Origin of the sequence: Paraglaciecola psychrophila 170, assembly GCF_000347635.1 — a bacterium.
In the GTDB taxonomy this organism is placed as follows: Bacteria; Pseudomonadota; Gammaproteobacteria; order Enterobacterales; family Alteromonadaceae; genus Paraglaciecola; species Paraglaciecola psychrophila.
Map to the genome: position 1 here is coordinate 4,030,581 of NC_020514.1, position 24,361 is coordinate 4,054,941.

Sequence of the window (24,361 nt, forward strand, 5' to 3'; positions counted from 1 at the left end):
ACTGATGCAGGTATCTTTTATTATTCCCCACAAGGGAAGGTTCGAAATGTTAACCCAGACACTCGAATCTATTAGCAAGCAAGCTTGCGATTTGCATGACATCGAAGTAATTGTGGTCAGTCAAACTCCGCAAATACAGCAACACACGCTGTTACAGAGCCCAAAATTTAGCCTAACAGTATGTATTCGCCCAGAAAGTGACACCATATCGGCGCTACGTAATTATGGGGCAACACAAGCACAAGGTCAGTACATGGCGTTTCTTGATGCTGACGTATGGCTGTCAAGTAACTGGAACCAGCAAATGATTACCGAGTTAGCCGCTGACCCAGATAGAATTATCAGCAGTGCTATGCAGATATGTGATGACAATGCGCCACCTCTTGAACAAATTCGTACCAGTCTGAGCAATGCCGAAATTGATACCGATGTAGCCTTTTTACCCGGTCGAAATCTATTTTTACGTAAAACCTCATTCGACAAAATTGGGGGGTTTCCTGAACATCTTATAACCTGTGAAGATTACTTTTTTACCGACAAGGCAGCCAAATTGGGTAAGCTATTTTACACTTCTGCCGCCACTTACATTCATTTAGGTGAAGACAAAGCCTATAAGGCTATGTTTGATAAAGAGATTTGGCGGGGCCAGTCAAATTTACAATCAATTTTGGGGCGAAACATCCCGTTGCGAGAATGGCCCAGTTTTATTGCGCCACCGGCTATCGTATTCATGTTTTCTTTAGCAATATTACTACTAGTTTTTGGGCAGTCGTCATTGGCATTAATGGCATTTTTAGTAGCGGTGTTACCCGTTTTTGTATACAGCTTACGGCTGTTTTCGCTAGCAAATCAAAAAATTAATTTTATACATATCCTTAAATTCTATGTTTGTTACTTTCCAGCACGAGCAATTGGTACGGTAGTAGGTTTGTTTAAATCCATTGGAGTAAAAACACATTAAGGATACACACCTATGACTGAAACTATCAACGTGCTGCAGTTCATATGCCCTACCGGTTTCTATGGGGCAGAACGCTGGGTGTTAGCTCTAGCTAAACATTTAGATCCCTCCAAAGTACGCTGTTATTTAGCCGTGACCATGGAGCCAGGGCAAACTCGATTAGAATTAGTCAACGAATACAAAAAATTAGACTTACCTTGCCATATTGTGGACATGAAAAGTAAATTTGATTTGTCTGCGGTAACTAAAATGGCAGAGCTGATCAAACAACAAAACATCCATATCGTGCATACCCATGGATACAAATCCGACATTATCGGGGTATTAGCCGCCAGAAAAGCAGGTGTTCCTTGCGTGGTGACCCCACATGGGTTTGAAAATGCCAAAGACTTTAAGCTACGCACTTTTATCTGGCTAGGTTGCCAGGCCATGAAATACGCCACTAAAGTGGTACCGCTTTCGCAGCAACTTATGCGTGACTGCAAACGCATGGGTGTTAAAGGGCATAAAACCTTATACATTCAAAATGGTGTTGACCTGTCAGAAGTAGAAGCTACGCCGGCCCCCGATAGACAAAACGCAACAGAAAAACGTATCGGTTTTGTAGGTCAAATGATCAGCCGCAAAAACATCTTTGATATCTTAGATATATTTGATCAATTACATGCCAAACATCCTAACACCCGTTTAGTGTTGTTGGGTGACGGTGATACCCGAGCCGCACTAGAAACCCACAGCAAGGTCCTTGCCAGCAATAGTCATATTGAATTTTTAGGTTTTAGGGATGACAGATTATCCCTTTTAAAGTCATTCGATCTGTTTGTGATGACATCCACTCTCGAAGGTATTCCTCGATGTTTAATGGAAGCTACAGCAGCCAGCATACCCGTTGCAGCCTATGATATTGCAGGTATTGACCAACTAATAGAACACCAAAAAACCGGACTGCTTGCACCGCTAGGTGAAAAAGCTCAGTTACTGGAACATTGGGAAAGCTTATTGTTTACAGAAGGTTATGGCGACGAGTTAGCGGCCAATGCCAAAGAGTTTGTGTATCAGCATTATTCTGCTAATCGTATGGCAACAGAATATACTGAATTGTTCGAAAAATTGGTACAGGAGGCCGAGTGAGCGAAAAAGGAAGCAAAACACCTATTATATTTGTATTGAGTATAGACACTGAAGAGGAGTGGGATTGGTCAGGCCCGTTTCCCCAACAAAATGCTAATGTAGAAAATATCGATAAATTACCGGCTTTTCACAGTATCTGCGAAGGCTTAGGCATTAGGCCTACTTATTTTGTAGATTATGCGGTGTCTGATAACGCTAACGCAGTAGCAAAAATGCAGACATTTACAGCCAAAGGCAACTGCGAAATTGGCGCACATCTTCATCCTTGGTGCAATCCTCCGTATTTTGGCGAAGTGGGTGAAGCTGAATCTCATGTGGTAAATTTACCTGCAGAACAAGTATCACAAAAATTAGACGTATTGATGGCCAGCCTGGAATCAGGGTTTGGGATTAAACCCAAGTCATTTAGAACCGGCAGATGGGGCATTGACAAAAAAATCATGGCGTTGCTGATACAAAGCGGCATTAACGTTGACTCTAGTGTGTATCCTTTTTATAAAAATGAATATTTTAGTTGTGGCGGCGCTTCAACCCTGCCCTATTGGCCAGACCTAAACGATCCCCTTCACCACGGTTCACAAGATACCCTTTACGAACTGCCCGTAACAGTCGGCTTTAACCGAACACAGTTTGCATTAGCCAATCAAATTCATACGGCTTTTGCCAAACCCCCTTTAAGCTGGACCCGTTTTAACGGACTGGCATGGCATACCCATTTATTGAGAAAAACCTATTTATGCCCAGAGTTATCATCGACTCAGGATATGCTAACCCTGTGTGACACGGTTATCAAAAAGGGTTATCCGGTATTACATATGTATATGCACAGCTCTAGCTTGCTTGTGAATCAAGATGATTTATTAGGCGGTGAAAATACCCCCTTTAACTTTATCAGCGATGCAATAACAAAAGTGGTAACCCAGTTAAAGTCTACATACGACATCGAATTCTGCACCATTTCTGAAGCAGCAAGTAAATTACAGAAAATGGATATCCCGGTTATATGAAGATTAGAATGGCGGTCGCCGGCGATCAGGCAATATGGGATGAATATGTAGACGGCCACAGCAACGCCACGCCTTATCATCGATTTGCGTGGCTGTTGAGTATCGAACAAGCCTATCAACATGAAAATGTGAGTTTACTGGCTTTTAATGACGATACCTTAGTGGGTGTTTTACCTTGTATTAAAATGCAAAAACCCTTTTCTAAGCCCAGTTACTGCGCCCTACCCTTTTGTGATTTAGGGTTTGGCCTAGCCAACGATCCCAGCATATTACAAGCATTACAGTCTGAAGCCCTCGCCTTATTGCAACGTGAAGGTGGCAATAGTTTTGACTACCGAGACTCGGTTAATACATCACCAGGCGACGAATTAGCAGGTAAAAAAGTTCGTATGGTATTGCCTTTACCTGGCGATTCTGAAGCGCTCATGGCAGGTTTTAAGTCCAAGTTACGCAGTCAAATCCGCAAGGCAGAAAAAAATGGATTAACCTGTGTAATAACCAATAGCCAAACACAAATTGATGATTTTTATCAGATATTTGCTATCAACATGCGCAAGCTTGGCTCGCCGGTTCACAGCAAGAAATGGTTTGAGTGTTTATTTAACAACTACGCCCAGCAAAGTATTTTGTCAGTTGTTTACAGCGACAAAGTACCCGTAGGCGCAGGCATAGTGTTACGCACCGCTAACAAAGTGGCCATTCCTTGGGCATCCACGGTAGCCGAATACAATAAGCTAGCCCCCAATATGATGTTATATTGGTCATTGTTAGAACATGTGAGTAATTTGGGCTGTACAGAATTTGATTTTGGCCGTTCGACGTTTGACGAAGGTACCTATAAGTTTAAACGCCAGTGGGGTGCAGAGCCTGTGCCTTTATACTGGTCAGACCTAGCTCAAAACCTAGCACCAAACCAAACGACAACAGATATAACCAGTACTGGCTCCGACAACGTCAATAAAATCAGAGCGCTAGTTGAAAAAACATGGTCAAAATTACCATTGGGAGTCACAACCCGACTTGGCCCAAAAATCCGTAAGCATATCAGCCTTTAGAAACATCAATTCTATGTTAAAAAATAGAAAGCAGAACAGGAAGTAAGTTAATGTGTGGAATTGCTGGTTTTACCCACTTTGCTGGAAATATGGGAGATAAAGTCGCCCTTAAAAAAATGGGTGACAGTATCTATCACCGTGGGCCAGATGCCGGTGGCGAATATCTAGATGAACATGTAGGCCTAGCTCATTGCAGATTAGCCATCATCGACTTGTCTGATGCCGGCATACAGCCCATGACATCACACGATGGCAAATACATCATCGTATTCAATGGTGAAATCTATAATTTTCAAGCATTAAGGGCAGAACTCAGCGCCACAGGTTACCCCTTTAAAACCCACACCGATACCGAAGTCATATTGGCCCTATATGCCACAGAAGGCGAAAACCTGCTGAATAAAATAAACGGCATGTTTGCGTTTGCTTTATGGGATACCACCACACAAAAGCTGATGATAGCCAGAGATCGTATGGGTAAAAAACCCTTATATTATCTGCAAACCGACACCCAATTTGCCTTTGCCTCTGAAATCAAAGCTATTTTAACGTTACCCGACGTACCCAGAGACATCCGCCTAGATGCGGTTTATGACTTTTTTGCGTATCAATATGTGCCCGACCCTAAAAGTATTTTCACCCATATTCATAAGCTACCGCCTGGCCACTATATGACAGTGGACGCCAAGGGTATCGAAATCACCCAATACTGGGACGTATCCTTTAAACACACCAGCACAGCAAGCGAAGTCGAATTAACAGAAAAACTAAGAGAGCTTGCTACCCACTGTACCAAACAACGTATGGTCAGTGACGTGCCACTAGGCGCATTTTTAAGTGGTGGTGTTGACTCAAGTGGCGTAGTGGCCATGATGGCGATTAACAGCGACACACCTGTCAAAACCTGTACGATTGGTTTTGACGATGAAAAATATAACGAAACCGAATTCGCCAAAGAAGTCGCCGACAAATATCACACCGAACATCACGAATTTACCGTACATCAAAATGTGGCAGATAACTTAGAAAAAATAGTGGGTTACTTTGACGAGCCCTTTGCCGACCCCTCTTTAGTGCCCACCTTTTTTGTATCTGAACTAGCACGACAACAGGTAACAGTAGCCATTGCCGGTGATGGCGGCGACGAAGTCTTTGCCGGTTACGAAAAATACACTACCGATGCCACAGAAAACAGCTTACGTAATAAATTCCCTAAAGTGCTGCGAAAACACCTATTCCCTAAGCTTGCAGACTTTTTAGCACTGAGTAATGCAACAATTTGGCGCAAAGGTAAGTCTTTACTAACCAGCTTAAGCCAAGAGCCAGCCATGGGCTTTTATACCACCAACTCACAGATTGACGACAGACAGTGGCAAAAACTGGCCAAACAAGATGTCAAAGAAAAACTAGGTGATTATCATCCCTCCAAAATCACTATCGACGCCTACGAAAAATCAGACGGCCCTGACCACCTAGCAAAAATACTCTACACCGACATGAAAACCTATTTGCCTGGCGGCATACTAGTCAAAGTAGACCGCATGAGCATGGCCAATTCACTTGAAGTGCGTGCTCCACTGCTTGATAGAGAAGTAGTCGAATTTGCCGCCACCCTGTCCTCCAACATGAAATTTAAAAACGGCGAGAAAAAACACATACTAAAAGAAGCCTTTAAACCCATGCTCCCCGACGGTATTTTATACCGTAAAAAAATGGGCTTTTCGGTACCACTAGCAAGCTGGTTCAGACATGAAATAAAAGAACTAGCCAAACGTCACTTAATAGACCAAGCCCAAGGGCTTAAAAGTATCTTTAATCACGATTATATTCAAACCCTATGGCATGAACATCAAAATGGAAGTGCCGATCACAGTGCCCTGCTGTGGAGCATGCTGATGTATGAGATGTGGTGGGTGAAGTATTCATGATCAAGTCTAGATTAGAGAAAAGGAATTTCATTTATGATTTCTAAAATGAATTACCGTAAAGACATAGATGGTTTAAGGGCTATTGCAATTTTACCTGTCATCTTTTTCCATGCGGGGTTTAACTTATTTCCTGGTGGTTTTGTAGGTGTTGATTGTTTTTTTTGTCATAAGTGGCTTCTTAATCACTTCAATAATTGTAAAAGAAATAGAAAGTAATAAATTCAGTTTTTATAAATTCTACATTAGACGATTTAGAAGACTTTTTCCCGTTGGCTTTTTTATCATATTTGTTACTGTCGTTTTATATGCTTTTCTTTACCCTGAACACCTATTTATTAAAACGGTTTTATCTGCGATCGCGGCACTATTATTCGTTTCAAATATGTATTTTTGGCAACAAGGCGGGTATTTTGAAAATGATTTGCACCTTCAACCACTACTTCATACTTGGAGTTTAAGTGTAGAAGAGCAATTTTATTTAATATTTCCTGCTATTTTAGTCGCTATTTTTACATTTAAAATACTTTTCAAGTTTCGCTATATTCTAATTTGTATTTCAATAGCGATTTCGATTGCCTTGGCAGTTATTTATGCCCCCTCTTTGGAATCATTTATAGGGTTTTATGTTCTTCCAACTCGGTTTTACGAACTTGCAATTGGTGCTCTAGTTGCATTATTTTTAAATGACAAGAAAGAGAAAAATCCAAATCAAAGTATTTTTTTTGCGAGAGATTGGTTTTGTTTTGATATTCGGAACAGTATTTAGTTTTGATAGTAACACCGCTTTTCCATCATATAATGCTCTAATTCCAGTATGTGGGACAGCACTAATTATATTAGACAGCTCTAGTCGTGGATTTTTGTTTAAATTACTTTGTTCAAAGTTATTTGTTTATATTGGCTTGATTTCTTATTCGCTTTATCTTTGGCATTGGCCTTTGTTAGTTGCCCACAAGTGGATATTTGGAGATGACGTTAATATATTTACTACCTTCAGTACCATATTGATGACGTTCTTATTTGCGCACCTTTCTTTTCGATTTATTGAAACACCTTTTCGCAATAAACAATATATTACCGACAAACAAATATTGGTTTTTTCAGCAAGTGGTTTTTCATTTCTAATACTTGGTTGCTTGGCTTTACTTTTAACTGGCAACAGGACAATTTATGATCCAGATGGTAAATTCACAGCAGTTTATGAAGAAGCCGTGGAACCTGAGCCTTACCGTGATAAATGTTTTGACACTGTAACTTCATCAGGCAGTTTGGACGTTTGCACTTTATCTAGTAACCTTCAAAGTAGTAAAGGCAAAATACTTTTATGGGGAGACAGTCATGGGAGCGCGCTGATACCAGCCTTCAATATACTTGCCAAAAGCCATAACGTTGACATAGTGAATAATTCAGGCTGCCCCCCTTTGTTTTCGATAATAAGGAACGCATCTAAAAGTAAATGTAACAAAGTAAATGCAGAGCTTGAAAAGCATTTAAAATCAAATCACTATCATTCGATTTTCCTAGTGGGTGCTTGGAACAATTACATAAATTGGAACATGATAAGCACCATAGAATCTGACGAACCTGCCAAATCTATGGAGCTAGCAATCTCACAAACCCTAAATTATTTTAAACAACAAAATACGAATTTAATATTTGTTGCTCAACCCCCTCGCTTTAAGAAGTCTCAAGCTATCGAGTACATCCGAGCAGCGGCGTTACATTACGATATCCCCAGATTGAATATCTCGATAGAGGAATTTAATAAACAGCGCAAGGAAGCTAATAACGCAGTAAAAAAATCTGGAATAAGGTCTGCCGATTTTACAGACTTTTTTTGCAATGCCGATTTATGTTTTGCAATGCAAAAAGACATCATTATGTATAAAGACACCCATCACATATCTAACAATGCGGCTAGGTTACTAGCTGAAAGGCTAGAAGAATTTATAAACGAACATTAACTAAGACTTGTTACTCGTAAAACATTTTATAATACTGACAATGAAATTTGTTGAGAATTAGCTAGTTTGTTGAATTGATTAAGGTATTACTATTAAAATGATATGCGGCGGCGTTGAAATTAACTATCAGGTTGAAAACTAGTGAGTCGAATTTCTGTGTTACACCTAACCTTTGATATGCGAATAGGCGGCACCGAAATGGTGATTAAAAACCTGATCGAAGGCAGTGATCATGATGTATTTGAAATGTCTATTTTTTGCATTGAAAAGCCTATAGGCCCTTGGGGCTTGGACTTGCAAAAATCAGGTATTCAAATAACAGCAAAAGCGCGAAAGCCTAGCTTTGACACATCAATTATTAAAGCTATCAGAAGGCATTTGAAAGAAAATAGAATTGACGTAATCCACTGCCATCAATACACGCCATGGGTTTATGGTGCGCTGGCCGCAATGGGAACTAAAACCAAAGTTATATTCACCGAGCATGGGCGCTTCTATCCCGACTCTAGTAGCTGGAAACGTAAATTAATTAATCCTTGGCTATGCAGAATAACCGATCATATTACGGCGATTTCAAAATCAACGAAACAGTCATTGATTGATTTCGAAAACATCCCAGAGACCCGGATAGATGTAATTTATAACGGCATAAAACCTTTGGTAGCAGACAAAAATAATACTATTGCATTACGAGCTAAACATCATATTCCTCATGATTCAAAGATTTTAGGTACTGTTGCTCGCTTAGACCCTATAAAAAACCAAAAAATGATGATCAAAGCATTTTATAAGGTATTGAAAACCCACCCAAAAACGTTCTTGTTGATCGTCGGTGATGGAGAAGAGCGGCAGGCTCTCCAATCATTGGTGGATGAGCTTAAACTCAAGCCCAACGTTATTTTTACCGGTTATGATGCTAACCCTGTGAATCTCATAAACTTAATGGATGTTTTTTTGTTGTCTTCGTTTAGTGAAGGTACTTCAATGACCCTTTTAGAAGCGATGTCATTAGGAAAGCCTTGTGTCGTAACCGATGCAGGAGGAAACCGTGAGGTAATATCTCATGGTGAAAGTGGGTTAGTGGCAATGAACAATGATGAAGATGACTACGTTGATAAAATAAAAACAATGCTTGATGAATCTTGTTACATCACTCATCGGTATCAAATCATCAAACGTTTCCAATCGCTATTTAGTGATAAAGCGATGATAAAAATGTTTATTCCTCTTTATAATGAGTAACAGCTAGATGTTAAATATATTATTATTTTGGAGCACATATTTTGGAGGAATTTATGCAGCCTTTACCAGAGCTCCAGTGTTTGCATTTATGGTTTACCAGGTCGTATATTTTTATAATCCTCCACTGCGTTGGTGGGGAGACTCGATACCTACTTTAAGTTATTCTTTTTACATGGTTGCTTTGATGGTCGCTTTGCTTGCTTTAAATTGGAAAAAATTAAAGCACAATAAGTTATTAGAAGTTCCTCAAACAAAGTGGATTTATTTATTTTTAATTCTGCACCTCATTGCTTCACTGTATGCTGTTTTGCCTGTCAGACATGAAATTTTCACTACATATTTTCTTAAACTCGTTATTACCATTTCTATCGCATACAAATTAATCAACACTCGTCAAGATTTGTATCTTGCAATATCTGGATACGTTTTTGGAGCATGGTATCTAAGTTTTTATACCTTTCAAATAGGACGCAATAGTGGAGACCGAGTAGAAGGAATTGGAACTGTAGACTCACCGGATTCTAATGGGATCGCAGCAACACTAGCACCTGCTGTTGTGTTTGGTATTTATTACTTATGGCGCTCCCCAAATTGGATGTATAGAACGCTTAGCCTAATAATTTTAGCTTTTTTATGCAATGCACTGATATTAATTAATAGCCGTGGTGCGGTCTTAGGAGTTGCAGTAGGCGGAATGTATATGATGTATGACCTCTACAAAAGCAAGCTAAAAGGTAAATACCAACGAGCCACTGTAGTTGGGCTATGCCTAATCGGCTTAGTTGGTTTGTCCGTTGTAGCTGATGATACTTTTATAGAGCGTTTCACTTCGATAAAAGAAGAATCCGCGGGGGTTAAAGAAGATGAAGAAACAGGTAGCTCAAGGATAGTGTATTGGGGCGCGGCCTATCAACTTGCTTTAGATCACCCTTTTGGCACCGGCGCGTATGGATTTAATTTTTACTCATCGCAGTATATACCTGCGAATACCTTTGTAGGAAGACAGCTTCGGAGCACAGGGGGGTTTAAGTCTGTGCACTCGTCTTGGTTTTCAGCATTGGCTGAAGTAGGCTTTCTTGGATTATTTGCTCTTTTAATGATTTTTTTATCTTGTTATCTTTCAGCTAAAAAAATGAAAAAATATTTTTTCGAAACAAATAATATCAATGATTATTATTTAGTGACTGCAATGCAAGGAGCATTATTAGCTTTTGCTGTAACTATTGGTTTTTTTAGATCGACATAGAGCAGAGGTTCTTTATTGGCTATTTTTATTTTTTATGGCCGCTCACAATGTATTTTTGAATAAAAACAAACACTCAGAAAGCTCAGAAGCAAATAAGGACAGTTTCAAATGATTTACATGCCTTTTTTGGATGGCATAAGGGCCTTAGCAGTCATTATGGTTTTCATATTCCACTTGAATCCAAAGTGGCTCCCAGGTGGATTTATTGGCGTTGATATTTTCTTTGTTATTTCTGGTTTTTTAATAACCCAGATTATTTGGAAAGGCTTGTCAAATAACACATACAGTTATGGTCAATTTTTGTGGTCAAGATGTAAACGGCTTATCCCGGCTTATGCATTTGTAATTATTGCGACCAGTTTAACCGGTGCTTACATTTTATTGCCTAATGAGTTAATCGCATTTAATAAAAGTATTATTTATTCAATCCCTTTCCTAACCAATCTGTTATTTTTTATAAAATCTGGTTACTTCGAAGGATCCTCAGAATATTTTCCGCTTTTACACACTTGGTCATTAGCGGTAGAGTGGCAGTTTTACCTATTCTTCCCCTTTGCTCTTTTATTACTTTACAAAATCAAAAAAGAAGACATTGTTAGAAATTTAATTTTGTTTACAATTATTAGTGCTGTAATAAGTATTATAGTTACTCCAATCGATCCCAGTATGGCCTTTTATCTATCTCCTTTTCGTGCCGCAGAATTTTTAATCGGTGGACTGGTGTCGTTTTTAGTTTTAAAGCCTATCAACGTTAAACCGTGGAAAATTAATTTTTTAGTCAGTGCTTCATTCCTAGGGTTACTTGGATTCACAATCGGACTGTCTAAAAACTCATTGTTTCCTGGCTACTATGCCATCATCGTAGCTTTCTTATCAGGCACGCTTATCTTTGGACTTTATAAGCAACAGCAAGGTTTGATAAAGAGTCTATTCTCTGCTGAGCCTATTGTTTTCATTGGTAAAATATCTTACTCATTTTATCTTTGGCATTGGCCTATCATCCTCTATTCAAAACTATACTTTGAGTCGATACACAACATTCCAGTATATGTATTCATTACAGCCACCACTATAATTTGTGCACTTCTCTCTTACTTTTTTATTGAAAACCAATTTAGACGAGTTAAAGCATCGTTTAAAATAGTTGTACCAATGCTACTAACCTACAGCTTTATTTTGGCAGTACCCATATACTTATTTAGCTCTACAAATGGATTATCATCCCGTTTGACTGAGCAAGATAGAACAGTATTAAATACACCAGGTTGGCGTGATTTTCCCGGTAAATGTGAATTTACACAGCAAAAAAATAAGTTCTATGGCTGCACACTTGGAGATCCCATTGCACAACCACACACACTTCTTTGGGGGGACTCGCATGCCCAAGTATTAGTATGGGAGTACAATAAGTTAGCTAAGACGAAAAATAAGTCTATCTTGTCTTTCACTAAAGGTGGTTGCCCACCAATATTTGGCGGTATTCCAGTAAATTCACCGATTGAAAAGCAGGTTTGTTTCGATTTACAACAGAAAATTTTTGAACTTTTAAACTCACCAAATAAAATAACAGATATTGTTATTGTGGCTAAATGGGATGGTTATACTACTAAGCAGTTACAACAAACGCCTATTATGGGTAACACCCACGATGACTTTACTAGCCTGTTAATTAGTTCAATCAAATACATTCAAGACCTTGGGTATCATGTGCACCTAATTGATAGTATCCCTTATCCTGGCTGGGAGGTACCTGAGACAATTGTTAGAACAAGACTATTAAATAAAGAAGAAACCAATACCTTTGAAGATGTCATACCAAATATTGTATTCGACTTAAAAGCCAATCTAGACATTAATTTGATTGGTTTATCTACTTATTTTCCAAAAGACTACCTTTGTGACGACGGTATCTGCTCGATAATGAAAGATGGTGCACCACTCTATTTTGATAGCAACCACCTTAGTTCTGATGGGGTGAAAGCTATTGAGCCTATATTATTAAGCACATTGAAAAATAAAAAAGTGGCTTATGAATAAGGCCAAAAAGAGTTTATTTGCTGGTATGTTACTTGTAGCAAATGCCCTACTCAAAAAAGCTATCGGTCTAATAAGTACATTAATCTTGGCTAGGGTTTTAGCGCCAGATGACTTTGGTTTAGTCGCAATTACTATGCTTGTACTAGGCTTCGTTGAAGTATTTTCTGTTACCGGTTCGCAACAATATATATTTCAAAAAGAAAAAGTAACCGATGACATCTTAAACACAGCCTGGACGATAGACTTAATTTTAAAAGTGTTTGTGTCGCTCTTACTATTTTTATCCGCTCCTTTTGTTGCAGATTATTATGGTGATCAACAACTGGTAAATAGTTTACGTGTTATTTCCTTATTGCCCATATTAGGCGCATTAAAAAATCCAGGCCTTTTGTTATTACAAAAAGAACAAAAGTACGGAGCAATAATAAAACAGTCAATTTTAATCAAAATTGTTGCTGTCATTGTGACTATATCATTAGCCTTAGCCCTCAATAATTTTTGGGCGCTAATTTTAGGTACATTATGCACAAGCATTTTAGAAAGTGCAGGTAGCTACCTTCTACACTCACACCGCCCTAAATTTTGTCTTCGTAACTCAAAACCACAATTAGTTTTTTCTGGCTGGATGACACCACAAGCGATACTTGGTTATCTTAGAACTCAATTAGACACTTTCATCGTCAGTAGCACTTATGGCAAATCACAACTCGGCTCCTACCATGTCATGAAATACTTGGCATTCATGCCAACATCTGAAGTCATTACGCCAGCAACACAACCACTACTTGTTGAATTATCAAAAGTCAAAAATGATCGCGATGCCTTCACAAACCAATATAGATTGAGTTTAATCATTGTAATGGCCGTCGCCTTACCTATGACAGCTTTCTTATACGCTTTCGACAAAATACTGATTGAACTTTTATTAGGTATTCAATGGATAAAATATGCCGATGTTTTTGGTGCGCTATCAGGTATGGTCATTTGTTTTGTTATATTAAATCAAGCCAGAAGAGCGTTAGTGGTATTCGAAAAGACAAAGTGGATGTTCTATTATGAAATGGTGTCCTTTATCGGAATTTATGGAACTCTTTTGTTTATAGGTTTGGAAGATATTATAACCTTTACACAAAACAGAATATTACTTGAGTTTGCCTTTTGTCTGTCAGTGTTCTCTATAGTTGCTTACGTATTGATTGGTTTTAAACCACTTATAAAATTGATAGGGATGCACATACCGCTTTTATTATGCGTATTTGTATCAGTTAAGCTTACTGAGCAAATTGATTTGACCGAATTCAACATCATTATCAAACTAGCCAGCTACGCTATTTTATTTAGTCTGACATATTTAGTTAGTCTGCTTTTAAGTTATGTGCTCATCTATAGAAAAACAATGGAAGGTAAATATGTCAAAAACCTAGTTTTAAAGGCACTTTCTAAAAGATAAAGTCAATGCTACTGAAACTGTACTGGACAAAGAACATGGCTTGAGACTTGATTGACGGTGGAGAGGCTTGTAACCTATGATCTTACTTTGTAGTGATACGTGGCCCAATCATTTCCTAATCATGTCCCTAGCAGACAATATTTCAGATAACGTTGAGTTGTCAAAGTCATAGCCAAGAACTTCAATATCTTTTTTATATGCGTCTTGCACTATTTGCATTGTTTGCTGATTGTAATAGCCCATGTAACTCGTTCTTTTACTCGCATTAGTCATTGGCAGCTCTGCATTAACCTCTAATTTTTTACATATGTATTTAAAATCACTATCAATATTTTCCAGATAACCAATAAAGTCCAAACTAACCTTATTATATTTATCAATAATGTAATCAGTCTGTAGTCTAAAATGATGATGTTTTTTAAGGTTATCTGGGTTGGATAACCATTCACATACAAATTCGTCAAAACCAGCAAACTTTGCTAATTCTTTATTATAAAACTCCTTGTCCCATTTATTAAAGCCACCCTGTTGCAAAAAGTAATAGGCTGAAACCACCCTATCCCATGGGTTTCTAACAATAGTAAATTTAAAGTAGTTCAATATTTTTTTAGGTTCAAAAATGTTTAAATACTGTTCTAGGGTTGTATGACCACCCGCCAAGTTTCCAAACAGCGTTTTATTAACCGAGATCCCAGCACATTTAGGTATGTGTACAAAAATGGCTTTCTTTTCATCAAATGGCTTATAGGAGCCCCACTCGTCTGTATCTCTATGACGAAGCCTTTGAGATTCTTTAAAATCAGCTGCACGATTAATCTTATAATCTATCCACTTTAATTCTAGATACAAGCGCGTAGGTAACATTGAAAAAACTAATTCTTTGGACATAATTTTGTACTATTCGAGTTCTTTATTTAAGTGATTGGATAATAAATTACAGTATTTTTTTTGTTCATAATGGTGATCGTTTGGATCTGAATTTAAATACTCTTCTTTAATGAGCCCCTGCTCATTCCTACATTCGGCATCCAAATTTATATAACTAATGTTTTGTTTTAAACAATACTTCTGTATCGCTAGATTAAATTCAACAGTTAAATTTGTACGTTCAACTTGTGATGTAACGATGTCTTTCCTCGCATTGGCTATTTCCCCCCAACTTTGACCATCTTTTATAGTTGGAAGGGGAGCACTTACCACTACAACCTTAGCTTTTTGATTATATTCCTCAATCAGTTTTTGATAATTTATTAACGCTTTGTCCATCATATCAGCTACAGGTACGTTATATTTTTCTGCACGAAACCAAATTACAAATCCTGTATCAACCTCTCCAAGTTGAAGTATGACTATGTCCGGTTGTTTATCAGAGAATGCCTTATTAAAAATGGTTAAAGATCGCGTTTTTGAGTTGGGGTTCTCCAACCCGGAGGCCGTTGCCCCGCCCACAGATTTCACAAAAATCTGGTAACTTAATATACTGAGATGCATGCGCAACAGGTCGAAGACCGAAGCATGAGAATCCCCTAAGACCAAAATTGATTTTCTCTTAAAAATCGATTTACTAAAATTTAAAATATCAACTGCCAGCATTAATTAAAAATCCCTCTTTATTAATCTTAAATAAATTATCAGCTCAAAGTTATCGAAACTATTTTCTTAGCTTCTGAACTTGAAAATAAAGAAAGGCCTTTATAAAGGTTTTCCAGAAAGTCAGTCGCAATGGGGCTAACCTAATTCCTTCTAGATAAGAATTAATAGCCTGTTGTCGCAAACCATGAGACCACTGCAATGAATAGCCGAGCTTCCAAAACCAATCATCAGCTAAGCGATGGTTCAACGCGTTTTTTTCTTTTTGAGTCAAATTATCAATATAATCGAATGTTTGTTTATAACTACCAATTAGCTGTTGCATTACAATGATACGTTTGTCTACATTTTCTTCAGACAAATTAGTGTCGCTGATATTGCCTGAATGAACTACATAATGAACATTGATATCATCAATAAATGCTAGTTTAAAACCTCGTTTCAGTGCCATCGATATAAATAACCTATCTTCACCAATTCTAAAGTCGGGTAACAACATTTCACTAAAAACGCCAGCTCTCATAACAGAGTTTTGCAACCCACTATCAATTCCATAGGTTATTTGAAACTCAACAGCTCTATTGTCTTCAATTATATGTAGATTGCCATAAACTCGACTTTTGAGACTAAAAAGTTTATTTGGCTCACCGTTATGGTAGAAAGTACTAGGAAGAATGACATTACCATTACCATTCTCATATTCAACTCTTTGACATGCAGCATAAACCCAATCAACATCTGTGTGGTCATCTAATACTTTCAGGCATGAGCTTAAATGGTGAGGTAGCCATATATCATCACTATCAAAAAAAGCTAAGAAGCTTCCTTCAGCACTTCTAATTCCGTTATTTCTCGCCCTAGCAGGCCCCATGTTTGACTGCACAATATATTTTATTTTGTTAGAGCAGCTATTGGCAAATTTTTCAATGATAGCTTGGGATTCATCAGTACTGCCATCATCGACAATGATGAGCTCCCAATCTTGATAGGTTTGCGAAACTATAGATCGAAACGCAGAATTCAAAAATTTAGAACGGTTATACGTAGGTAATATTATGCTTACAAGAGACATTTTTATTTATTCTTCATATTAAAATTTATGAGCCCGTTTTTTAATCTAGAACTCTGAAATCCACTGATGTCCAAATAAACTAAAAGTAGTTCGTTCAATTGTTGAGTTATTTTTAAGACAGTAATTTCAAAAGCTCTCATTTCATTGGATCTCAGCTGTGTAAAAAATGACTATTCAAGCACATCTGTAAAACTTTTTGACAAGTAATAACCCTAACTTCAACTAATATCTATACATGGAATTTAATGCCCATTTAGGCAAAACTTTAATCGAGGCGATAAGGTATTTCAATTCACACTTAGAAACGATTAAAGCCATTAAATAACACCTTAAGGCTTCTTTAAACTTTTTCTGTGGTTCATAAGTGTGATAACCAAGATGCCAAGCATAAGTCTCAGCCAGTTCATGTTCAGCGTATTTTTTTTGCTCTCGAGTCAATTCAAATTTTTTTAATACTAATTGCCAGTAAAGAACGAAAGCACTGTGGACTCTTTCCATTCGAGCAGGAGAGTGACCTCCTCCACAATTAGTTAAGTTGTCATCATGTGCCCAATAAATAGCATGGTAATCTTGGATATGACCAACGCCTATATCCAATGCACAAAGTTCTAAGTTGTGCATGATATCAACAGCTGCATTTAAGTCTTCGTTCCAACGAACAGACTTCATAATTGAAGCCTTTCCTATCATGCACTGCGTTGTAATTGCTCTGCCTTTAAGCTGTACACCAAACAGACGCGAGCGCGTAATTAAGCATACATCTTCAACTTTCGTGTGAGGAACTGCTTTTAAATCAATGGTGTCATAATTAAATACTTCGTTAGTCTCAAGGAATTTTCGCAACGGATTTGCAGACATAAGATCAATGTCTTTCGAGTATTTGTCTAAATAATAAACCATTGTATCTAAATGGTGTGGGTACCATTCGTCGTCACTGTCATGATATGCAATGTATTGACCAGTGGATTCATCCAACCCTGTATTTCTTGCGCCACTAGGACCCTTTTTATGAGAGTTTATGACACATTTAATACGTGGATCTTTAGCTGCATATTCATTGATTAACGAGACTGTAGAGTCAGTACTACTATCGTCAACTAAAATAAGTTCCCAGTTGAAAAAAGTTTGTTGAACTACGGTATCAATTACTTGTTTAACAAGGTTTTCTCTATTAAAAATAGGTATGATAATCGAAACTACTGGTGCAATTTCTATTTCATTGTTGCTTATTTGGCCATCGTCAGACAAGTGAACTCTCTTTTGATATAAGTTATCTACTAGTAAAAATGCACAATCAGGAATCCATGTACACTCTACACCATGTGCCTGAGAATGATGCTATTAGATCCTAATACCGTTTGGAAGAATTAAAATTATGATGAACATTTGTTTTGTCCACAATGTGAGCGTTGTTGGAGGTGCAGAAAGAGTCAGCCAAGGCATTATGCAGAACCTTCCTATAAGCGACTACCGCTTATCATTAGTTTGCACTGCAAAAGGTGAGTTAAGTAAAGAATGCGAACAACTAAGTGTACCTACTGAAACAAACCCTATGTTCCAACCTAGCATGCGCAACCCTATCAAGACCTTAACAAACTTCATTGGCTGGAAGAACTTAATCAAAAAAAATCAAATAGACATTTTTCATACTGGTGACTTGATTAGCACTAGAAGTTTACTAAGAGCAGCCTTGTTTACTAAAACTAAAATTGTTTGTCATATACATTTCCCATTTGAAGAGGACTTCGCTAAATGGGTTTTTTCTGCCAATTCTCAGCCCTCTGGCTTTTTGTTTTGCAGCCAGGATTTGCAAAATAACTTGGGGGCAATGTTAAAAAAATTGTGTCCAAAGGCGTCGCAATGGGTTGTTCATAATGCTGTAGATACTGATGTATTTTTACCCCAAAAAGTATCTAACAAAACTATTAAAATTGGAATAATTGCTAATTTGCAGTTTAGAAAAGGGCATGATGATTTTTTAGATATGGCAAAGAATTTAAAAATCAGTGGCTATTCACCAGTCTACGAAATAATCGGAGGCGATATTCTTCAGGAACCAAGAGAACCTTTATTGAAAGAAAGGGTGGAAGAATTAGAATTAAACCAAGAAGTTACATTTCATGGACAAGTAAATAATGTAAAAGAGCTTTTACAATCTCTCGATATAGTAGTTTGCGCTTCACACGAAGAAGCTTTTCCTATTTCAATTTTGGAAGCTATGGCATGTGGAAAACCGATTGTATCAACTAATGTCAATGGCATACCTGAGGCAATAATAGATGGTGAATCAGGCCTATTAGTTTCACCATCTAGTCCAGAAGAACTCAGTAATAAAGTAAAATTTCTAATGGACAATCCTCAAAACATGAAAGAGATTGGAGATAATGCGCGAAAAAGAGTGCATCATCATTTCGGTAAAAATGTTTTCATTCAAAAAATTATTGGAGTCTATAAATCTCTATGAATTTCAAAACATTTCTTAATTCCATATTTGTTATTACTGGGATTTCCATTTTTGCTTTGAATATTTATGGTTTAACACAAGACATCCGTCCAACTGGCTTCTCTGAAGATGAGTTGAGGTTTGGATTAAAGCCAATACTTAGCTTCGAAGACAGTATTCATCAGTTAAAACCAAGTGTTGAAGAAACTAAACAAGATTATGCGTTAAGGGCTACCGAACTAGTTTCGTCATCATTAACACACGTCCAATGGAATAAAGTTGATAATGAAACTAGCCATCAACTAATTCCAATATGGGAGAATTTCATTCTTTATTTCATGGGAAAGTTTAGTGGTATTCCTGAATATGAACGCTATCACTACGCCAACTATTTGAGGAGTCTAAAAAGAGGCATTGGAATTTGTGGTGACGCTTCAATGGTTTTGTCACAATTATTGGAGAAGCAAAATATCCCTAACAAAATAGTATCATTTCCCAAACATGTGTTTGTAATTGCAAAGCTAAATGATTCAGATTGGATCTTAGATCCGGATTTTGGAGTATCTATCCAAAAATCGTTGACCGATTTCGAAGGAATGAATGATGAAATAGAATCAGTGTATGAGTTTAAAGGATACTCAAAAGGTGATATTTTATCCATCCGGGATGCATATGAAGATAGTTACATTAAATGGGACGGAGTTTCACACTTCATCACCAAAAAATATTACTTCGAAATTATATCCTACTGGTTAAAATGGCTAATACCTTTTATTTTGCTACTTTCAGGATTATTTTTGATATTCAAAACCAAGAAGCGACAATGAAACATTTACTACTAGCGTACTTTATATTCTGTATATTTGAGTTCAGAATAGCTCAAGCGACACCTGCTCTTGATTATGACATTATCTACGTAAGATATCCCGCTGAAGCCAGAAAAAGCCCATTTGTAAACATACCTCAAGGAGAGAAAGCTTATGTCATTGAAATGGGAGCAGACTTAGTTCTCCATAAAAAGGACGGTAGCGAGCTAATTCTTGTTGACTGTAAAAGGTGCAGTGTCATGGATCCAATGATGTCGTTCGATGGAACCACTGTATATTACTCACTCAACAAAAGGAGGGGCAAAATAGTTACCAGCTGGATTTACAAAATGCATTTAAAAGGTCCCAGTGCGTTTAAAGCTATTCGGCTGACGTTTGATGATGGATTCGATAGTAAATATTATGCGGCAAACACGACGGAAGAGCATTATCAGTCCCATCATTTCGGAATACGTGACATGGCACCTGTGCCTCTCGCTGATGGGCGTATTCTATTTACTTCCAACCGCTCAGGCTTAACTGCGTTTGACTCACTTGGATATAACCCTTATGAGGTAGGAAGTGTCCAGCAACTTTACGTTATGTCTGATCATGAAGGGAGTGATAACAATAAGTTTCTTTCAAATATTGAACGCCTAGAGGCTGGTACGCTTCATTTGGCACAGCACCCAATGCAATTGTCAGACGGAAGAATTCTATTTACAACTTGGCAAGATGTTGCTGATAAGTATCAGTATGGTATGTCCAGCTTATTTACCGTCCATCCTGATGGGAGTAATTTACAACAATTTACTGAACCACATGACAAAAATAAATTTTTAGATCATTTTATTACACAATTAAGCGATTCTACGGTTGTTTCTGCATACTACTATCCCTCATTTGACTATGGGTTTGGAGTACTTTGGAGAGCCCCTTTAGAGAGTGTTGGACCTGACTTTTTGAGATTTTCTAATAAACCAGAAAAAAACGCCAAGGGTTACACTGTAAATAGGAGGGGATTTGAGCGGAAGGGCACCGTCATTATTACGCCCCATTCAACTCCAAGGGACATACCGTCACCAGGAAGTTCCGGTAAATATTCAATGCCTTCTGCCACAAAAGATAATGGGCTATTGGTAGCTTACTCAAAAGGCTCCGTAAATCACTTCGGAGCGGTTTGCAAAAAGCGAAACCTTTGCGAAAGCTTGAAGTCGGGTATTTATTTGATTGATAACGCAAACAAAAATATCATTAACTCTCCTAACCAACTGGTCAAGATTGTTGATTCCCCTGACCACAATGAAATATGGCCTAGAGCCGTTTTACCTTACAATCAAATCTACGGTATCCCTAAACCTAATATCCTGCCAAGCGTCGACACCAAAACTGAAGATGATCGATTAGCAAGAGCAGAACCTGCTTCTATAGTAGGAACATCCTCTATGTACAATAGAGATAAATTAAGTGGGAACTCTGACCCATTTCAATCAAAAAGTTCAAAAAGAGAGTTACATGATGGTAACTGGACGGTAAATGGGGCTGAAGCCGGTGTATTCACCAATAGCGATATATACGCGGTGAGAATTATTGGAACACCACCGAAACCCTTCACTAAAGTAATTAATAAATATCAAGATAATAAGAGATGGAAAAAGGCGGAGAGATTGATAGGACATAAAAATTATGAAGGTATCGTAGAACGCTACGGTTCTTATCATATGGAAAGATGGGAAATTTTAGGCGAGTTTCCGTTAAACTATAAATCAGTACCCGATAATCAAGGCAATCCAGACAGCTCTTGGGCTGCAAAAATACCTGCCGATACGCCATTTCTAATACAAACGTTAGATAAAAACGGCATGACACTTAACAGCGAATTAACGTGGCGCGCACTCAAACCCGGTGAAGCAAGAACCGACTGCGGCGGATGCCATGCCCATGCAATTGAACCACTTGAATTTTCAGATACCTTTGCAGGAATGAGAGTCCCAATACAAGGCGTTTCAGGTACTGAACAATCTGCGCCAGATCTAATGAATGGACTATGGGATTTAACGAAAGGAGAAATCCCCCTTCTTAACAAAGAAGGTGTCGAATATATTAAAGGTGCAGTAGTAGGCGTAGAATTTAATCGAGATGTAAAACCTATTTTGAAAAATAACTGCTCAACATGCCACACTAAAGGCGGCAGTGGCGGAAGCTTTGTTTTAGATGGCAGTAATGGAAGATCGGTTTGGGAAACACTATCCGACAACAAGCGCTCTAACGGAAAGAAATTTATTGTTCCACAAAAAAGCAAATATATTAGAGTACCGCAAGCTAGACAGAGTCTTTTGACTTGGGTTGTTTATGGCGAGCGACTAGATGGCAGAACTAACGAAAGTAGAAAGAATGACATTGATTTTCCCGTAAATCATCCTTCATTAAACCTATCAGATAAAGACAAAAGAACGGTTGCCCGCTGGATTGATCTTGGTGGTCCTATTGACTTTCCACAGACTGATGGAATGGGGTATACGGATGACAATCAATTACCAGTTGTAACTTTAAAAGTCGATAAAGAAGACGAATATGGATATACGATACTTATCGGTGCCATAGATGTCCATTCCGGTATTAACTGGAGTAGCCTGAATGTGACAGTAGAACAAACGGCAAGTAAATCCGACAAGAGTAAAGGCCTCTTAGAAAGTATATTGGACACTGTAAGTGACGAGACAATTAAATTGAATGGGAGTTTAACGCCTGACGAAAACAAAGTAGTGACGCTATTCTTGCCTGGAACGAGATTACGAAAAGTGTCCTCTTTTATTGTTAAGGTTTATGTTGAAGACTTGGTTGGCAATAAAAACGTTACTAGTAAGCGTATGAAAATAATAAACTAGACTAAGTATCGTTAGTCTTTGCAATGAAGTAATAAATGATCCCGACAAAGGTTATGAAATCTGAGAAGAGGAAAGCATAATTTAATTCCACCGCAGTCACTACGTATAATCGAGATTATGTAGAAAGAATCGAGGGGAGCGATACAAAAATGTAAACAATAATTTATGCTCCGTCTAATGCAATTCACCTCAACATTAAAAGAATAAATTAGGAATTTCAAGCGAGTTATGCAGCTTGATTAAAATAATGTCTGTAAAAACTATTAGTAAAATACACAGGAAGTTAAAACTGTGTTAAAAAACATAAAAAATCATTATTGGAATCTTCGATTAAATACAGGGGAACACTGTATTTTGCAATACGTAGCTTTCAAACCAAGTTAAGGTCCAACTTTTAGACATATAATTTCTAGCACCATATCATACACTGCATAGAAGTTTATCGTATCACTAACGTCATTCTCCCCCGATTTAATAAATTACATTTAATCGACATCCCGTAACAATTTTACCAGAATAAAATCTCTGCTACTGGGGACCTAGATAATCAATGATGCATTGGATACGCGTTTCTAAATTGGCGACAAATACGTTGTTGTCAGGCAAGTACGTAATAGTTATTTATTCGTAAGCAACTATTTACCTTTATGTTTCTCGTTTAACAAATTACGGCAAACCAAACTTTTTATTCATCTGTTTTATATATGAATCATTTCTACCCTGTATTAGATTATCCGTAACTAAGCCAACTTTTTGACTTCCTAGCCATGTAGTTGCAGCAAATGGCCATTGCGTGTTTACCACGCATGATTCACCTAATCTAGCCATCCAATATAACCATACATCGTCAGCCTTATGACATATTTCAAGGTAAGTTTTAGTATCTAGAACTCGCTTATCCAAAGCGTTAGGCGGATACAAAACTCCACCAACCCCTGTCGCAAAATTTAATTCATGAGCTTTGTTATGTTTTATGTCAAATGTCCAGTCTGCATAATCATTGAATTCGTTTTCATTTTTTAATGTTATTTCATGCACTCTGTGAGCAAAAATTATTTTAAAGTCACCATTCCACTCACGAGTCAGCATTCGTAACCAATGCCTTGGATAATATAAATCATCGTCAGCTGTTACGATAAAGTGATTTGGATAAAAAGATAATGCCGGTATTATCTTTGTCCCAGGTCCATAATCATCGGTAGTATTTATATCAAAAATATCAAATTTAGTTAATCGCAAAACTTTTTCAGGAAGGAAAGCGTAATCTTCTTCTGCGACCCATAAAATAATCTTATCGGGTCGTATGTCTTGGGCTATTAATGACATGATAGTCAAATGCAACTTAGCAAATCTGGGGCGATATGAAGTAAGAGAAAGAATTAAACCGTTAGGCAAATTATGCCTTTTATCTGATCTATTTTTAATATTGAGAAAAAGCATTCTAACTTTTACTTCGGCTATTACACTTCGATAAAACCAGAGTAATGATTTTCCTTTACTCGCCCTTAGATCCCAATAGGCCTGTTTTAATCTTTGCATAC

At 37.7% G+C, this 24,361-nt stretch carries 19 protein-coding genes; 14 read left to right on the forward strand and 5 right to left on the reverse strand.

The window, feature by feature from the left end:
- Nucleotides 1–4 precede the first annotated feature (4 nt).
- The 11 genes from C427_RS17665 (at nucleotide 5) to C427_RS17710 (ending at nucleotide 14,021) form a co-directional block, all read left to right on the forward strand.
- Nucleotides 5–961, forward strand: a complete 957-nt coding sequence (locus C427_RS17665) for a glycosyltransferase family 2 protein (protein WP_081589101.1) — start codon at nucleotides 5–7, stop codon at nucleotides 959–961.
- 12 nt (nucleotides 962–973) lie between these two features.
- Nucleotides 974–2,092: a glycosyltransferase gene (locus tag C427_RS17670; RefSeq protein WP_007643691.1), complete on the forward strand. Its 1,119-nt coding sequence runs from the start codon at nucleotides 974–976 to the stop codon at nucleotides 2,090–2,092.
- A complete protein-coding gene (locus C427_RS17675; protein WP_007643690.1) occupies nucleotides 2,089–3,099 on the forward strand; it encodes a polysaccharide deacetylase family protein in 1,011 nt (336 codons plus the stop codon). The genes C427_RS17670 and C427_RS17675 overlap by 4 nt, the downstream gene beginning before the upstream one ends.
- The gene (locus C427_RS17680) at nucleotides 3,096–4,154 is read left to right on the forward strand and encodes a GNAT family N-acetyltransferase (protein WP_226991305.1); all 1,059 of its coding nucleotides are present in this window, start codon (nucleotides 3,096–3,098) and stop codon (nucleotides 4,152–4,154) included. Before C427_RS17675 ends, C427_RS17680 begins: the two co-directional genes overlap by 4 nt.
- A gap of 50 nt (nucleotides 4,155–4,204) precedes the next feature.
- On the forward strand, nucleotides 4,205–6,082 hold the full coding sequence (asnB, locus tag C427_RS17685; protein WP_007643688.1) for an asparagine synthase (glutamine-hydrolyzing): 1,878 nt from the start codon (nucleotides 4,205–4,207) through the stop codon (nucleotides 6,080–6,082).
- 145 nt (nucleotides 6,083–6,227) lie between these two features.
- The gene (locus tag C427_RS24180; protein ID WP_015431138.1) at nucleotides 6,228–6,848 is read left to right on the forward strand and encodes an acyltransferase family protein; all 621 of its coding nucleotides are present in this window, start codon (nucleotides 6,228–6,230) and stop codon (nucleotides 6,846–6,848) included.
- Nucleotides 6,849–7,173: 325 nt separating this feature from the next.
- Nucleotides 7,174–8,046 carry an SGNH hydrolase domain-containing protein gene (locus tag C427_RS24185; protein WP_148285925.1) on the forward strand — a complete coding sequence of 291 codons (873 nt, stop codon included), beginning with the start codon at nucleotides 7,174–7,176 and terminating at the stop codon, nucleotides 8,044–8,046.
- A gap of 141 nt (nucleotides 8,047–8,187) precedes the next feature.
- Nucleotides 8,188–9,288, forward strand: coding sequence for a glycosyltransferase (locus C427_RS17695; protein WP_007643686.1), 1,101 nt, complete (start codon nucleotides 8,188–8,190; stop codon nucleotides 9,286–9,288).
- A 7-nt stretch (nucleotides 9,289–9,295) separates the two neighbouring features.
- A complete protein-coding gene (locus tag C427_RS17700) occupies nucleotides 9,296–10,534 on the forward strand; it encodes an O-antigen ligase family protein (RefSeq protein WP_015431140.1) in 1,239 nt (412 codons plus the stop codon).
- Between the two features lie 108 nt (nucleotides 10,535–10,642).
- On the forward strand, nucleotides 10,643–12,571 hold the full coding sequence (locus C427_RS17705; RefSeq protein ID WP_007643682.1) for an acyltransferase family protein: 1,929 nt from the start codon (nucleotides 10,643–10,645) through the stop codon (nucleotides 12,569–12,571).
- Nucleotides 12,564–14,021 carry an oligosaccharide flippase family protein gene (locus C427_RS17710; protein ID WP_007643680.1) on the forward strand — a complete coding sequence of 486 codons (1,458 nt, stop codon included), beginning with the start codon at nucleotides 12,564–12,566 and terminating at the stop codon, nucleotides 14,019–14,021. Before C427_RS17705 ends, C427_RS17710 begins: the two co-directional genes overlap by 8 nt.
- Before the next feature lie 108 nt (nucleotides 14,022–14,129).
- Here C427_RS17710 and C427_RS17715 read toward each other — a convergent pair whose 3' ends face one another.
- The 4 genes from C427_RS17715 to C427_RS17730 all read right to left on the reverse strand — a co-directional run bounded on the left by C427_RS17715 (nucleotide 14,130) and on the right by C427_RS17730 (nucleotide 17,931).
- Nucleotides 14,130–14,909: a sulfotransferase family 2 domain-containing protein gene (locus C427_RS17715; RefSeq protein ID WP_007643678.1), complete on the reverse strand. Its 780-nt coding sequence runs from the start codon at nucleotides 14,907–14,909 to the stop codon at nucleotides 14,130–14,132.
- A 9-nt stretch (nucleotides 14,910–14,918) separates the two neighbouring features.
- Nucleotides 14,919–15,614, reverse strand: a complete 696-nt coding sequence (locus tag C427_RS17720; protein WP_007643676.1) for an SGNH/GDSL hydrolase family protein — start codon at nucleotides 15,612–15,614, stop codon at nucleotides 14,919–14,921.
- 58 nt (nucleotides 15,615–15,672) lie between these two features.
- The gene (locus C427_RS17725) at nucleotides 15,673–16,683 is read right to left on the reverse strand and encodes a glycosyltransferase family 2 protein (protein ID WP_007643674.1); all 1,011 of its coding nucleotides are present in this window, start codon (nucleotides 16,681–16,683) and stop codon (nucleotides 15,673–15,675) included.
- Nucleotides 16,684–16,905: 222 nt separating this feature from the next.
- Nucleotides 16,906–17,931, reverse strand: a complete 1,026-nt coding sequence (locus C427_RS17730) for a glycosyltransferase family 2 protein (RefSeq protein WP_007643666.1) — start codon at nucleotides 17,929–17,931, stop codon at nucleotides 16,906–16,908.
- 127 nt (nucleotides 17,932–18,058) lie between these two features.
- Here C427_RS17730 and C427_RS17735 point away from each other — a divergent pair, with 127 nt between their 5' ends.
- Genes C427_RS17735 through C427_RS17745 form a run of 3 tightly spaced genes read left to right on the forward strand, consistent with a single transcriptional unit; the run spans nucleotide 18,059 to nucleotide 22,820 of the window.
- Nucleotides 18,059–19,147 (forward strand): glycosyltransferase, encoded by a 1,089-nt coding sequence (locus tag C427_RS17735; RefSeq protein WP_007643662.1) that lies wholly within the window; start codon nucleotides 18,059–18,061, stop codon nucleotides 19,145–19,147.
- On the forward strand, nucleotides 19,144–19,953 hold the full coding sequence (locus tag C427_RS17740) for a hypothetical protein (protein WP_007643660.1): 810 nt from the start codon (nucleotides 19,144–19,146) through the stop codon (nucleotides 19,951–19,953). Before C427_RS17735 ends, C427_RS17740 begins: the two co-directional genes overlap by 4 nt.
- Nucleotides 19,884–22,820: an HzsA-related protein gene (locus tag C427_RS17745; RefSeq protein WP_226991304.1), complete on the forward strand. Its 2,937-nt coding sequence runs from the start codon at nucleotides 19,884–19,886 to the stop codon at nucleotides 22,818–22,820. The genes C427_RS17740 and C427_RS17745 overlap by 70 nt, the downstream gene beginning before the upstream one ends.
- Before the next feature lie 666 nt (nucleotides 22,821–23,486).
- On the opposite strand, the gene C427_RS17750 is transcribed toward C427_RS17745, so the two are convergent.
- Nucleotides 23,487–24,359 (reverse strand): hypothetical protein, encoded by an 873-nt coding sequence (locus C427_RS17750; RefSeq protein ID WP_007643656.1) that lies wholly within the window; start codon nucleotides 24,357–24,359, stop codon nucleotides 23,487–23,489.
- Between the last annotated feature and the right edge of the window lie 2 nt (nucleotides 24,360–24,361).